Genomic DNA, 14,402 nt, shown 5'->3' with positions numbered 1-14,402 from the left:
GCAACACCTCTCGGAGGTCGTTATTGTAATAGATGAGTGGTTAATTGTCACCTATTGACTGAGATAAATGATAGGCAGTCATGGCATAAGCCTCCGTATACTTTTCATAGGTATAAAAAAAGGCCACCTGTAGATGACCTTTTATATTTAGATGTTTTTTGATACTACTCAGCCAAAATTAGTACCAGTTGTAGGTTAGAGAGGTAAAGTAGTTAATACCGTCAGTATTATAGCCAATATCTGTTATATAATCTTCGTTAGTAATATTATTTAGACGTGCAGTCATAGACAAGTTATCAGTAAGTTTGTAGTTACCACTGATATTCAACAGTCCATAATTGTCCACAAATTGAGCGTCAGTATTGGTAATTCTGCTGTAATAGTTTCCCACATACTGATATTCAGCGCGTATATCTAAACTTGGTAGACGGTATCCGACATATACCAATCCCTGATGCTTAGGGCGATAGGGAAGATAGTTGCCATCATCACTTCCACCACTATTGTCTTTTGCCTTCTGGTAATCATAGCTGCCGCCAAACAGATAGTCGTTCATTTCCCAGTCAGAAGTTAATGAGATACCTTTGATTTTAGCTTCATTGATATTTTGACTAGCTCCTGCATAAGGATTGCTAGGCGTAGGGCTTGCGACGTAACTGATTAAATTTTCAACATCATTATAATAGCCAGTGAGACGTGTAGACTGTAGCAGAGTGTTGTATTCAGCAAAAGCTTCGTAGTTGTCGCTAGTTTCAGGCTTTAGATCGGGGTTACCACTATATACAGGGCTTAAATCATTAAAAACAGGTGCGCGGAAGCCTTTAGCATAGCTCGCACCAACGCGGAAATCAGGACTAAGATGCATTGCACCGCCCAAATTATAGGTGGTTTCATCACCATAGCGTGAGTCATCATCGTAGCGTAGGTTGGCTTGTGCATCAAAGCGGTCATTGGCGATGACATAGCCAGCAAAGGCACTTTTGACATTACGGTCATCAATACTGTAAGCCGTGCTGTCTAAGTCTTGAGTGAGGTATTCGAGACCATAAACACCTTCACCAGCTAGCAGCTTGTTTTTACCAACTAAGCTAATCTGGTCTTGAGTACCATCGAATACATTTGGATACTTAGCATAAGACTCGCTTTTATCAATAGAGTGACCATATTGGAGCTTAACAGAGGCATCAGGCATATATTGCCAGTCGACATAAGCTTGTGCTGCGCCGTTTTCTTGATCAGCATGAGCGTCTTCAAAAGTACCATCGTCATATTCAGTAGTGGATTTACTGTACAAGATGCTAGCACCTGTCAGTAACGTGTCGCTAAAACGCTGATTGACTGCTAAGCTTACACTGTCGCTCTCAAAACCATCATCGTCTTTATTATAAGGGTCATTTTGATTACTGGGATCTGGACGGGTCGCATTGATACCATCTGTTTCGTTGTGACTGGCTGAAAGGCTTAATGTAGTACCATTAGTATTGGCAAGTTGTGCGCTTGCACCGTATACATAATGATCGTTTGAGCCGATACCTGCGGTAACTGACATACTGCTTCGATCTATATTGCCGCCTTTAGTGAATACTTGAATGACACCGCCCATCGCATCCGCACCGTAGATGCTAGAACCTGATGCTCCATAGAGAACTTCAATTCGATCAATTTGATCAGCAGGTAGCAAGTTTAACGCGGCGCCTCCAGCGCTGACTGAGCTATAACGTATACCATCAATTAACACGAGAATTTGTTTGCTGTCGTAGCCGCGCATGTAAAAATTTGAAGTAGTACCAAGACCACCGTTTTGTTTAAAAGCGACGCCTGGTTGACGTTTGAGTACGTCCAAAACAGTCTGACCTTGATAACGTTGTAGCTCTTCCTTATCGATCACCCGTGTCTGCGCAATTACATTACTTGTCTTAGTAGGTGTGCGAGTGGCTGTCACGACAATTTCATCAAGCTCAACTTGTGGTAGGTTACTATCATTGATGGAAGCGTTTTCAGAAATGGCTGCCATTGCGGTATTTACTGCAAGTAAGCCAAGCGCACTTAAGATACTTAGACGAAGATAGGTATTCGATGACGAACGTGAAAAAAACATAATCAATTCCAGAGTAATCCCATAAAGGATGGCAAAAATAAAAGGTAACTATTGTGATGTGATGGGCATTAAAAGTTACAAAAAAAAGCATATAAGTAAGGCTGCGCTCATTATCTATAAAAGTTAGCACTTTATAAACCACTTTAACTTAATATTTATTCAGGGTAGCGTGAGTGGAATTCATGATGAGATGTTGATCCTTTGATCAAAGGTAACTTCCTCTTGATTATGGAGAGAGATGAATAATTAGGATCGCTCATTCACATAGATGACAACAAAAACGCATAATCAAAAGCACTGCTGTTATAAATAATTGTTATCATAGTACAGATATTATATGTTCTTCATCGTGCCACCTATAAAGTTAAGAGGTTTGCCTTGTCTACTAAGCATAATCTGCCGTCTACTACTGCGTTTTTTTCACTAAACGCCATTACTAAAATACCGTTAGCAGTTATTTTGCTTTTGTTGGTCACGATAGTGGGTATTGCGGTGCCCAATAAGGCTTTTGCTCTTGAGGCAGGCGCGCTTGGGGTAGGTGGCGACAGTAGTGAAGAGATGGTAAGTGGACCATTACCTGATTCATTTGGGCGCGATACGCCGCGTGATACCGTGCAAGGATTTATCAGTGCGCTGGGCGAAAACGATTATTTGCTGGCGAGTAACTACCTAAACCTATCTAAGTCTGATAATCCAACGACCGTTGTGCGTCAGTTCAAACAAGCATTGGATGCAGGAGGGCGGTTCCAACCTGATTTGCAGATTAGTAATCTGCCTGGTGGTAATCTCACCGACCAGTTACCACCTAACCAAGAAAATGTGGGTGTGATCAGTATTGGTGAAAAAAACGTGTCATTGTTACTAGAAAGAGTAGTATCCGAAGATAACGAGCAGTACTGGCAGTTCTCAAGTGAAACGCTCGCTTCCGTACCAGAAGTCATAGAAAATACTGAGCCGACGTTGGTATCGCGTTATACCTTTGACTCACTTGACGGCAAAAAACTCTTTGGCTATCAGTTGGCTGACTTGGTCGCTGCGCTAACGATGATTGTGAGTAGTTTTGTGCTCACGTATATTGCTGTGTGGCTACTGTATCATTTACTAAGAATCACTTATCCTCGTGTGCGTGGTACGCCATTACCATTACCGAACAAAGTAATATTACCACTTGCTGTCGTTATTATGGCGCTGATATTGTCAGAGGTTATGGTCTATGCTGGCGTGTCAGTCACGCTGCGTGAGCCTGTCAATCGCTTTACTGATATTGCTTCATGGGTAGCAACCACTTGGCTGTTGCTGCGGGTTATCGATGCTATATTTACGCGCGCGGTCAATCTAAGCTATAAGAAAAACTACACTGAGCGTGTCTCGATACTGGGACTGATGCGAAAAGTGGTCAAAGCGTTGCTATTGATATTTGCGGTCATCGTGATTTTTGGCAATTTGGGTTTTGACTTGACGACTGGTATTGCTGCATTGGGTGTGGGTGGTTTAGCCTTAGCACTTGGTGCGCAAAAGACTATTGAAAACCTCGTTGGTAGTGTCGTGGTGGTGGCAGATTCGCCCGTACGTATCGGTGATTATTGTAAGTTTGGTACTTACGAAGGCACCGTTATCGATATTGGTATTCGCTCCTCGCGCGTACGCACCTTATCACGAACGATTGTCACCGTACCGAATGGTGATTTTTCGTCGATGCAAATTGAAAACTTTACCTCTCGTGATATGTTTCAGTTTTACCATAAGCTATATCTCAAACGTACCGCTGATATCGATGTGGTATTCAAAATGGTCACAGATTTGGATAATTTCCTAAAAGAACATGACATGACCAACCAAGAGTGGAACCAAGTCAATATTTCAGAGCTGCGTCAAGACTGTTACGTGATTCAGCTACAGGCGTATCTTAACGCCAATAACGTCGTTGATTTCTATGACAAGCAAAATGTATTGTTCGTTGAGGTATTGAACCAAGTGGCAAAATACAAGGTCGAACATGCATTGCCCACCCAGCAGCTGATCGTCAATCAGGCTGAGCTTGAACATCATATAGACAGTACGGCAGATGAAACAATAGAAGAAGATACGTCAAATGATAGCAGCGGTAATGGTGATGAGACAACGGTAAGCACAGACAGCAGTGACAATCATGCTAGTACTGGCCTTAACGACAATATCAAAAACGATACCAGTAAACCCAATTCATCTATGGCAACCGTTACCAGAAAAGGGGCGCTTAAAGCATTAAAACATAAAAGCCATATGCTTAGAAAAAGTAAATTTAAGCACACAAAAAACAAATTCAATCTCTCTATATGGAATCAACCATAAGCGCTATGCCGACAGGTGTGAAGTTCAACAGAGTTGTGTTCAATAGCATCATGTTTCATGACAGTAGTTGTTACAACGGCACAGCGGTTTTATTACGTAGTGAGCCGTAGTATGACCAAAGCAGTAGGCTGGCAGCGCTGCGATAGGGTGACCAATGCTGAGTAAGGTTTTTGAGTTGCTTAGGTGTTGGTCGTTCTGCTAATCCTAGTAAATGCATGGCGCCAACTTTGATGGCTAGATCATCAACAGCAAACACATCTGCACGCTTTAAAGAAAATAATAAGTACATCTCAGCAGTCCAGCGGCCAATGCCTATCACAGCTGTCAAGGTTGTTATAACCTCTTCATTTGGTAAGGTTTCCAATGCTGCAAAGTCGATATCATGATCGACTAATGAGCGGACGTAGCGGGTTTTTTGTTTAGATAGTCCTTGAGCTTTCAGGTCTTCGTCCGTCGCTTGATGTATTGCCTGCGGCGTTATTAACTCTGCATTAACCAAACGTTGCCATATACTAGCCGCCGCCGCTACAGATAATTGCTGACCGACCATCGCTCTCATCAACTGCTCAAACCCACCTGCATTGTGTCTTAGACTAGGTGTGCCTACCTGTTCATAGACGGAGGCAAATTTTGGCTCAATAGCAATCAACGCAGTGATGTTCTCCTGTAGCTCTTGACTGTTTTCAATAGTTTGTATGCTCATAATAAGATCGCTTTTCTAATGAGTAGATATTTTGATGGATATCATAGCAAAGAGTGGTGGGTTTATATCAGTAGGCAAGTGGCTAAACGTTAGTAGGCAGAGGGCTAAACGTTAAACAATTAGAAAAATGTATAAGCTACAGACAAAAAAAGGACTACTTGGTTGTAGTCCTTTTTTTAATACCGCTCAATTGTTAGCGAGTAATCTATTCGCCGTCTGCCTTTGGCTTCTTGAGCAATACGAGTACAGCGCCATTACCGCCGTCTTTTGGCGGTGCAGAGCAAAAGGCCAGTACTTCTGGTAATTGACGCAACCACCCGTTGATACAGGTTTTTAGAATTGCTTCACTACCTTTGCCATGTACGATTTTTACCATGGTCTCGTTACTTTGTTTTGCTTGGCTCAGCAGCTTAGTCATGGCATCGCGCGCTTCTTCTATCGTACAGCCATGAATATCTACTGCATCGTACCAGCGCAACTTACCTTTTTTAAGCTGATCGAAAATTTTGTTTTGGAGCGTTGGCTGCTTATAGGACAAATAAGCTTCAGCTGCAACAGGATTCAGTAGGGCTTGCATATCTGACAATCCTGCACCTAAATCACTGGCTTCGCTACCCTGAGCTGCTGCACGTTTTGAAAGTGTCGCTGCATCAGGTTTGCCTGCTTTAGTTGTGCTAGCAGGTGAGCGGACGTTCTTGTCTTCTAACTGATTCACCCCGTGCATGGCTTGCATGAACAGCACCTTATCATCATCGATATGTTCGCTATCGAGCTGTTTGACGGTTTTTTTGACTTGTTTTTGAGTCAATAGTGATACAGGCTCAGTTGGTTTTTGGTTCTCACCTTCAGGTGAATTGGTATCACGACCTTTACTCAATTGGCCTTTTAGTTCTTTGAGCTGGTCTTGCATTTCTTTTGAAAACAGAGAGTTTGACATAAAAGTTAACGTATCGTTGATTAATGAATGTTGGGTTAGCTGATAGCACGCCTGCTTTGTAGAAACTATTTGGTGCTATCGCCGCTTGAATATGTGAGTTACTTTACTCGTCTACTGTAACGCCCGCAAGTAAGGATTGTAACGCTTGTCCAGGATGGTCGGTTTTCATAAACTGTTCACCGATCAAAAAGTGCTGAATTTCATTGTTGAGCATCAGACGAATATCATCGCTACTATGAATACCACTTTCGGTCACGATCAGCGGTTTTTTATCAGCGTTATCTGCATCACTATCAGTAGCGAGTGCTTCGATCAACCTGCTTTTTAGATCAAGCGTGGTTTGTAGATCCACATCGAACGTATTCAAATCACGGTTATTGATACCATAGATATTATGCTCTGAACGTGGCAATTGTAGGGCTCGCTCAAGTTCGGACTGGGTATGTACTTCTATCAATACATCCATACCAAGCTCGATACTTAGCGCGTGCAGCTCTTGTACTTGTGCATCGTCTAAGCAGGCCATGATGAGCAGAATACAGTCAGCACCCATCAAGTAAGATTGATATATTTGATACGCATCAATCATAAAGTCTTTGCGCAGTATTGGCAGGCTTGAGGTGTTGGCTGCTTGAATCAGGTAGATGTCATCGCCCTGAAAGTAGTCACGATCTGTCAGCACGGACAGACAGGTGGCGCCTGCTTGCTCGTACTGCTGAGCAAACAGAGTAGGGGTAAAGTTATGATTGATGACCCCTTTAGATGGTGAAGCTTTTTTGATCTCAGCGATGATACCAACGCCATTGCTCGTAGAGCTGACGGCACGTAAGGCAGCTGCAAATCCACGACGGGATTTATGATCCGCTGCGACCTGTGCTTGCAAATCCTCAAGGGGTAGTGCTGCACGAGCTGCTTTTACTTCTTCTACTTTGGTGGCGACGATGCGTTGTAGTACCGAAGGTATGTCTGAGTGAGTTGTGGTCATACGAGTGTCCGAATATCGTTAAATTGAGTAGAAACTAATGAACAAGTTTATGTTTTATGAATGGCAGTAAACTAATCCTGAGCCACGAGCTGTTGTGTATAAGCAGCCAAAGATTCAAGTTTAAGTAAAGCATCACCATTTTGTATGACTTTTTGTGCTCGGCTGACACCATTAGGGTAGTTACTGGCAAGGCCTGCAGTATATATCGCCGCACCTGCATTCAACGCAATCATGTCACGTGCTTTGAGGACGGCGCGATCATGAGTATCATTACCAGACAGAGCGGCGCGAATAAGCTCAAGGCTTTGCGCTGGAGAATCAACATCGAGACCGATCAGGGTTTGGGATTCGATACCTGCGTCTTCTGGCATCATCTCATAAACAGAGATTTCTCCATCTTTCAGTTCAGCGACTGTGGTCGACGTTGCCAGACTGATCTCATCTAGACCATCTTTTGCACCGACAACCATGACATGACGTGCACCTAGGTTTTTCATTACTTTTGCGATCGGCTCACACAACTGCGCGGTAAACACACCGATGACTAGGTTAGGCGTACCTGCTGGATTGGTCAATGGTCCCAAAATATTAAAGATCGTGCGCGCTTTTAGTTCACGGCGCACAGGATTGGCATAGCGCATGGCGCTGTGATGATTGGGAGCGAACAAAAAGCCAATACCTTCGTTCTCAATACAGTCTTTTGCTTGTGCTGGACTAAGCGCTAGACTGATACTTGCCTGCTCAAGCAAGTCTGAGCTACCAGACTTGGTCGAGACGCCGCGATTACCGTGTTTGGCAACCTGAGCGCCAGCCGCCGCGACCACTAATGCTGATGCAGTCGAAACATTAAATAAATTAGCACCATCACCGCCAGTACCAACGATATCAACTAAATAATCGCAGTTCTTTGGTTCAATATTGGCGGCTAGTGCACGCATGGCACTGGCTGATGCGGTAATCTCATCGATCGATTCACCCTTCATGCGTAGACCTGTCAAGATAGCGCCCATCATGGCATCACTACATCTGCCTTGCATGATGATAAGCATCACTTGATACATCTCATCAAAGGTTAGGTCAATATGCTGAAAAATTCTACCGAGCGCTGACGTTAGCAGTTGATGCGTTTGGTCGTCAGACAGTTTTTCGATACTCTCTGGGGTGTGCGTTTCTTCTGTTTTTGTTGTATTCATTATGATCTCGCTTATGATTATTCTTTATGTAAATCTGTGTGAAATTTGGAATGAGTTTATGCAAACAGTATTTTTTATCGACATGCTTTTAGTTAGATCTAACCAACTTGTGGTAGCTCATCGGATGTCAGGGTAGCCAAACCATGAGTCTGCAAAAAGTTATTGAGCAACTGGTAACCTGCTTCGCTCAATATTGACTCAGGATGGAACTGGACGCCCTCTACAGCCAACTCTTTGTGACGAATACCCATGACTTCTCCGATACTACCGTCACTGCTCTGTGTCCATGCAGTGAGCTCAAGACAGTTGGGTAGGCTACTCTTGTCAATGACGAGTGAATGATAACGTGTCACTTTTGATGGGTTGGGTAGTCCAGAAAATATACCTTGGTCATTATGATACACAGCAGATAACCGCCCATGCATGACTTCACCAGCTTTAACAACTTGTCCACCAAATGCTTGCCCAATAGCCTGATGTCCCAAGCAAATACCAAGTATAGGAATCATCCCTTTGAACACTTCAATCACCTCTAGCGAAATACCAGCGCGATCAGGGTCGCAAGGACCTGGGCCAATAACAATCACAGTAGGGGCAAGGGTCTGAATCTGCTCAATAGTGACCTGATCATTACGCCAAACCATGATGTCTTGTTGCAATTCACCGAAGTACTGTACGATATTGTACGTAAAACTATCGTAATTATCGATCATCAGAATCATGAGCGTTCCAAATTATTGGTTTTTTATACTTCTCAGAATGGGGCATACATATGGGGTAGATATTGATAGAGAGCATCAAATAGCAAACATCAACAAGCCATGATGTTCTCGGCTTCTGGACGCCGCCGTTATCTTACCACTATTTTCTCCGCTATCAAATGTAGGACACATACAAGCTAGGCAACCGAGGCTCGAAATAGATTTTTTATCATACTGATCGACCTGGGTTAATTATTACAAATAAAATCGTAACTTAATATTTTGATAGCGCACCACAACAGAACAATGGCATCATTACGACTGTCATTAGCACTAACTTGGTGCTTTATGTTTACTGTTGGTGCGTTAAGTAAAAGCAAAATAAAAGGCGATTGAATAAATATTACTGCTGACAACTACTGGGTTTTATTATAAGACGCTGTAATTATTGAAAATAAGCATTTGTATGAGCCGATTTTCGATAATCAATTTAATATATTGGCACACCCTTTGCATTGACGCTGCTATGATTATCTATGATTACAAAAAGTGGTCTCAAATGATCGTTAATCAGTGATCGTCAATAAATGCCTGCAGCGTTCAGTATTATCAGTTATATATTGCGAGAATGACGTTAGAATTGACTTAGCGTATTTTAGACCATTAAGATGGAGCGGGTCTAATTAAGTAAACGTCTTAGATCAGCGTCTTGACTAATACGATAAATAGTGCTGATAATAAGCATAATATCGAATGCGCTGTTTGGTATTGAAAAGAGTACACTTGGAATACTTGAACAAGAAAATGGTACCAATAATTTTAAATTGCAATAACGTGACCAACACAACGGAGATTATGTATGTCGAACAAATTATTAGATCTTATTCAATCCTCTAATGCTAAATGGGTTGACTTTCGCTTTACTGATACACGCGGCAAAGAGCAGCACATCAGCTTTCCAGCATCTACTGTTGATGAAGATGTCATGGAAGATGGCAAAATGTTTGACGGTTCATCTATCGCTGGTTGGAAAGGTATCGAAGCGTCTGATATGATCTTGCGTCCTGATCCAGAAACAGCATTTATCGATCCGTTCTTTGATGCAGTTACTGTCGTCGTAACTTGCGATATCATCGAGCCATCAACGCTACAAGGCTATGATCGTGACCCACGTTCTATTGCTCGCCGCGCAGAAGAGTATTTGAAGTCTACTGGTATCGGTGACACGGCGTATTTCGGTCCTGAGCCTGAATTCTTCGTATTTGATGACGTTAAGTGGTCAGTTGACATGTCTGGCGTTAGTCATAAGATCACTGCTGAAGAAGCAGCATGGTCGACTAATGAGTCGTATGAATGGGGCAACATGGCGCATCGTCCACGTGTCAAAGGCGGTTACTTCCCAGTACCACCAATCGACAGCTCGCATGACATGCGCTCTGTTATGTGTGAACGTATCGAAGAAATCGTTGGTGAAGGCCGCGTCGAAGTTCATCACCACGAAGTTGCTTCTTGCCAGTCTGAAATCGGTGTTGCATTCAACACGATGGTACGTAAAGCGGATGAAGTTCAGCAATTGAAATATGTTGTTCATAACGTTGCTCACCAGTTTGGTAAAACAGCGACCTTTATGCCAAAACCAATCGTTGGTGATAATGGCTCAGGTATGCACGTTCATATGTCAATCTCAAAAGATGGCGTAAACACGTTCTCTGGTGATGAATATGCCGGTCTGTCTGAGACAGCATTGTACTTTGTTGGCGGTATCATCAAGCACGCTCGTGCATTGAATGCAATTACCAACCCATCAACGAACAGCTACAAGCGTCTGGTACCGCATTACGAAGCACCTATTAAGCTTGCTTACTCAGCGTCTAACCGTTCAGCGTCTATTCGTGTGCCACATGTAAGTAGCCCAAAAGCGGTACGTATCGAAGCTCGCTTCCCAGATCCAACAGCTAACCCATACCTAGCATTTGCTGCGTTATTGATGGCAGGTCTTGACGGTATTCAGAACAAGATGCATCCAGGCGAAGCTGCTGACAAGAACTTGTATGACTTGCCACCAGAAGAAGAAGCACAAATCCCAACGGTTGCAGAGAGTTTAGATGTTGCACTACAAGCACTGAAAGATGATCACGACTTCTTATTAAAAGGTGACGTGTTCACCAAAGATATGCTAGAAGCCTTTATTGCATTGAAAGAAGAAGAAGTACAACGCCTGAATGTTACTGTGCATCCTGTTGAGTTTGATATGTACTACAGCTGCTAATCATGGATTAGTCTGTTGAGTTAATTCAACAAAAAAGAACCAGTCAAGTTAATCTTGGCTGGTTTTTTTGTGCCGTTAAGACAAGAAAGTACTAGCATCAGATATTGCTATTTGAGATGAATAGTAAAGACGCTTCAAACATTGCTGATTTTGCATCGAAAATATCGCATAATGGTTGGTATATCATTATATTAATAGCAGACACTAATTAGGCTAATTGACTATGACTTTGTTATCAACGCAACACTCTATACGAGGCAACATAAAAGTAGGGCTATTGACGATTGCTGCGATAGCAAGTCTTTATGCACCGCTAAGCAATGCGGCACCCATCTATAAAGTGGTTGATGAGCAAACCGGTCAAGTCACCTTTACCGATCGACCGCAGGATTATGAGCAGCAAGCTGGCAAACAAGTCAGTCAAATGTCTATTACGACAGGCAATGAAACAAGCAGGTCAGCCAGCTCTAGCATGGCAGGTAGCTCTGATGCCAATAGCCTGCCATCGAATGTATCACAAATGGGAGTCACTCCTACGGCCTCTGCTGCCATTACTAAGACCAAGGCACCAGTAAACTATCAATTGGCGATTGCTGAACCTAGCAAAGAAAGAGCCTACCGTCGCCCAGCGCAAAGTATCGATGTCACTGTACAGGTTAATCCTGCGCTACAAGCAGATGACAGCGTGCGTATTTATCTAGATGATAAGGAAGTAGCACAAGGGTTGAATGCGTCGATTGGTACTATAGATGTGCTGCCAGGTGCTCATACGATCAAAGTTGTCATACAAAGCGAAACCGGTCAGGCAATCAAGCAAGTCACACGCACGGTATACGTCATCCAAAACAATACGACACTACAAAACAATAAGAAAATTGCGCAGCAGCTCTTGGCTTATCAGAACTTGCCTTGGTATCAAAAGGTACTGTTGAAACTGCGTCAACAGGAAGTGGCTCAGTCTCAGTAACGACTAATTGAGATAGATATCATTCGCCAAATAAAAAGGCAAGCACCACCGATGATGCTTGCCTTTTTTAATGTCAGTTGATTATTTGAGAGGTAAGTTAACTTACTTGGTTAGCTCGATGGTACCGTTAGCAGTGACTGAGATGGTACTGTTACCAGATTCAAAGCTTTGGCTTGGTACTGACTCGTCTGCCATGCCTGATTTCATGCTCATGGCGCTGTACATAGGACGTGGGTAGTTACTACCGGTGTTCAAATTAACATTTATGACACGATAGCCACGGGCGTCCCAAGCACGGGTAAGGCTCTTGGCTTGCTGTTGAAACGAGCGGGAGGCTTCAGTCATTAGCTTTTGCTCTAGCGCATCTTTTTTGGTATCTGAGACACCAAAGTTCAAATTGTCCATGACCAAGGTTGCTTGTAGATCAGCAATAAGTTGGCTAGTAGCGGCAAAATCGGTACTTTTCAAATCTATATTTGCTTGACCTGTCCAACCGATGATTTTGTCGTTTTTATCGTAGCGTGGATAGGTACGTTGTTGTCCTGTGGTCACAGTAACGCTAGGATAGCGTTTGGCAATTTTCATGGCATTATTAATTGAGGTATTAAGCGTCGTGGCTAGCATTTTGGCGTCCGTTGCCTGCGCCTTTTTGTACAAGCTGGCTCGTACTTCGTCGTTCTGGATTTCTTCTTTTATTTCTGTCTGAAAGGTCAGTTGATCGTAGCCTGTTGGTTCTGCATGGGCGCTTCCCATCATTGCCGTCATTAGACAAACCGTACCAGACGCTAGCGCTGCTTTATTAAGTAACGTGTTTTTCATCATTATCTCCTTAATTGATTTTGTTAATTTTTATATGAATGTCTTACCATCCATTTTTATATGAGAAGCTGTCTCTTTTGTGCTCTAAATGTTGACATGTGTGCAACTTCATTCCCTAAAATAGCAAAATCTGTCTGATTTGCTGTGAGAATTTTGTGAGCTACGTTACTCAGTTATTAAATTAAACCATTAATATAATCGTGGCGGTTTTAGTTTTTGTTATTCTTCATAGCGCTAATAATGTTATGTGTTTTGTACGCTTGAGCGTTTTTTACGAGCTACGGATAATGGGTTAGACACCAAGCTTTGGTCAGTGTCAGAAGAAAAAACATCGTTTGAGTGGGAGCTATAACCGACTTATTAAAAGCAGTTTGGCCGCAGGGGTTGCAAAATAAAAAAATCCTTGTATAATCTACATCCGGTGGCTCCATTGGTAGCCTCGCAACATTGTTCTATGAATCCCGCCAGGACCGGAAGGTAGCAACGGTAATAGTTATAATGTGTGCCGAGGATGTGCTTTTGGAGTCGCTTTTTTTTGCCTAAAATTTGATACTGACATCGATAAAACGTTTTATATTAAAGATACTTTTTATTTAAAATGCTTTTACGATGCGTCCAGCCCTTCATTGCAAAGGGCTTTTTTTTGTCTAAAATTTCATCCAAGCTTTGGTTTGATGTGCTATTTAATTTCTTGTTCAATTCAAAAGCTTCATTGGTTAATATGAGTTAAAATACAATGTATTAACTTTTATTAACATTCTAGACACTTTAAGGTTTGGTTATGAAAATGTTTGTTTGGCTATTCATTGCGTTTGTGGTTCTCGTGGTCGTATTTGGCGTGTCAGTATTTAATAGATTGGTACGCGCACGCAACCAAGCAAAGAACGGCTTTGCTCAAATAGATGTACAATTAAAGCGTCGTCATGATCTGATTCCAAACCTAGTCGAAACCGCCAAGCGTTATTTGAGCCACGAAGAAGAGACGCTAACACGAGTGATTAGCGCGCGTAATCATGCTCAAGACCTACAAAATTCAAATAAACATCAGCCAGACTCACTAGAGCATATGGCGCTATTTGCCAAAGCAGAAGGAATGCTGTCTAAAGCGCTAAGTCAGTTTTCAGCAGTTGTGGAAGCCTATCCTGAGCTCAAAGCCGATAGGATGATCAAGGAGCTCATGGATGAGCTGACCAATACTGAAAACCGAATCGGTTTTGCTCGCCAGCATTACAATGACAGCGTCATGTTCTATAACAATGACCGAGAAGTATTTCCTAATAATCTTGTCAGTACGACCTTTGGCTTTCGTCCGCTCAGTCCTTTAGTGTTCGAGGACAGAGAAGCCATTGCTCAAGCACCGAACGTCAATATGGCCTAAGGCTTCGACAAATTTAGCAAA

Annotated in this window: 11 protein-coding genes and 1 other RNA gene; 5 read left to right on the top strand and 7 right to left on the bottom strand. The window is 42.7% G+C overall.

Going from position 1 to position 14,402, the window contains the following annotated elements; translation table 11 throughout:
* Positions 1-178: 178 nt before the first annotated feature.
* A complete protein-coding gene (locus AC5JPY_RS01875) occupies positions 179-2,098 on the bottom strand; it encodes a TonB-dependent receptor plug domain-containing protein (RefSeq protein WP_493851909.1) in 1,920 nt (639 codons plus the stop codon).
* A 378-nt stretch (positions 2,099-2,476) separates the two neighbouring features.
* Between AC5JPY_RS01875 and AC5JPY_RS01870 the strand changes: the two genes are divergently transcribed.
* Positions 2,477-4,429: a mechanosensitive ion channel family protein gene (locus tag AC5JPY_RS01870; RefSeq protein ID WP_493843078.1), complete on the top strand. Its 1,953-nt coding sequence runs from the start codon at positions 2,477-2,479 to the stop codon at positions 4,427-4,429.
* A 70-nt stretch (positions 4,430-4,499) separates the two neighbouring features.
* Here AC5JPY_RS01870 and AC5JPY_RS01865 read toward each other — a convergent pair whose 3' ends face one another.
* From AC5JPY_RS01865 to AC5JPY_RS01845, 5 genes are all read right to left on the bottom strand, one after another.
* Complete coding sequence (locus AC5JPY_RS01865) at positions 4,500-5,132, bottom strand: DNA-3-methyladenine glycosylase family protein (protein WP_493843079.1); 633 nt, start codon at positions 5,130-5,132, stop codon at positions 4,500-4,502.
* Between the two features lie 205 nt (positions 5,133-5,337).
* On the bottom strand, positions 5,338-6,069 hold the full coding sequence (locus AC5JPY_RS01860) for a Smr/MutS family protein (RefSeq protein ID WP_319051959.1): 732 nt from the start codon (positions 6,067-6,069) through the stop codon (positions 5,338-5,340).
* Between the two features lie 103 nt (positions 6,070-6,172).
* The gene (gene trpC / locus AC5JPY_RS01855) at positions 6,173-7,054 is read right to left on the bottom strand and encodes an indole-3-glycerol phosphate synthase TrpC (RefSeq protein WP_493843080.1); all 882 of its coding nucleotides are present in this window, start codon (positions 7,052-7,054) and stop codon (positions 6,173-6,175) included.
* 71 nt (positions 7,055-7,125) lie between these two features.
* On the bottom strand, positions 7,126-8,247 hold the full coding sequence (gene trpD / locus AC5JPY_RS01850; RefSeq protein WP_493851908.1) for an anthranilate phosphoribosyltransferase: 1,122 nt from the start codon (positions 8,245-8,247) through the stop codon (positions 7,126-7,128).
* A gap of 98 nt (positions 8,248-8,345) precedes the next feature.
* Complete coding sequence (locus AC5JPY_RS01845; RefSeq protein ID WP_319051962.1) at positions 8,346-8,969, bottom strand: anthranilate synthase component II; 624 nt, start codon at positions 8,967-8,969, stop codon at positions 8,346-8,348.
* 838 nt (positions 8,970-9,807) lie between these two features.
* On the opposite strand from AC5JPY_RS01845, the gene glnA reads away from it, so the two are divergent.
* Positions 9,808-11,217 (top strand): type I glutamate--ammonia ligase, encoded by a 1,410-nt coding sequence (gene glnA / locus AC5JPY_RS01840; protein ID WP_319051963.1) that lies wholly within the window; start codon positions 9,808-9,810, stop codon positions 11,215-11,217.
* 223 nt (positions 11,218-11,440) lie between these two features.
* Positions 11,441-12,184, top strand: a complete 744-nt coding sequence (locus AC5JPY_RS01835; protein WP_493851907.1) for a DUF4124 domain-containing protein — start codon at positions 11,441-11,443, stop codon at positions 12,182-12,184.
* Positions 12,185-12,286: 102 nt separating this feature from the next.
* Here AC5JPY_RS01835 and AC5JPY_RS01830 read toward each other — a convergent pair whose 3' ends face one another.
* Positions 12,287-13,003: an SIMPL domain-containing protein gene (locus AC5JPY_RS01830; protein WP_319051965.1), complete on the bottom strand. Its 717-nt coding sequence runs from the start codon at positions 13,001-13,003 to the stop codon at positions 12,287-12,289.
* Between the two features lie 428 nt (positions 13,004-13,431).
* On the opposite strand from AC5JPY_RS01830, the gene ffs reads away from it, so the two are divergent.
* An RNA gene (ffs, locus tag AC5JPY_RS01825) (signal recognition particle sRNA small type) lies at positions 13,432-13,528 on the top strand.
* Between the two features lie 256 nt (positions 13,529-13,784).
* Complete coding sequence (locus AC5JPY_RS01820; RefSeq protein ID WP_493851906.1) at positions 13,785-14,381, top strand: LemA family protein; 597 nt, start codon at positions 13,785-13,787, stop codon at positions 14,379-14,381.
* The last annotated feature ends 21 nt before the right edge of the window (positions 14,382-14,402 follow it).

Source organism: Psychrobacter sp. H27 (assembly GCF_059072655.1).
This window is presented reverse-complemented; position numbering and strand designations above follow the sequence as displayed.